The sequence below is a fragment of the Snodgrassella sp. B3088 genome, assembly GCF_026535815.1.
Lineage (GTDB): Bacteria > Pseudomonadota > Gammaproteobacteria > Burkholderiales > Neisseriaceae > Snodgrassella > Snodgrassella alvi_E.
Genome location: NZ_JAFNPG010000014.1, coordinates 1 through 530 on the forward strand (window position 1 = coordinate 1; position 530 = coordinate 530).

Sequence of the window (530 nt, forward strand, 5' to 3'; positions counted from 1 at the left end):
TTCCATCCAAACCTTAATAAAGTTTTTGCATACAAGTTTTTATACTAGTGCAAATAATCTTCTTTGGTTAAAGGTTTTTGGATAGGTGCTGGCGGTGTTACATCCGGAAATAAAAATTTTTTAGATTCATCCCAATTGACTCCCGTTTCGTAAAATTTAAGTAGACGTTTTTGAATTCTTTCAGCATTTCCATGCATGCCAGCATACTCATATGTATGAATAATATCCAAGTGGTCTTTTAAGGTTAATTGAGGAATCAAAACTTTATTATCTACAGCATCATATCTTTCATCCATTTCCACCAGACCTATTTTTTCAGCTAATGAACCTGTATACGTAATAATTTTGGACTGCTGATGGCGTATATTTTTTTTTACATATTCATCTTGCAAAGAAACTAGTAACTTTTTAAGCCTATCAGAAGCAACACAATAGGTAAACAAAATACCAACCTTATTCAGATCTACCCCATCCCATTCATCTTTATCACTAAATATATTAAAAAACTCCATCCAATGATTTTTTCTGGA

1 protein-coding gene is annotated in these 530 nt (G+C 31.9%); it reads right to left on the reverse strand.

Annotation, left to right across the window (positions count from 1 at the left end; translation table 11 throughout):
• Window positions 1–44: 44 nt before the first annotated feature.
• Window positions 45–530: hypothetical protein (locus J3U75_RS09015; protein WP_267391624.1), on the reverse strand; the 486-nt coding region annotated here is incomplete at its 5' end.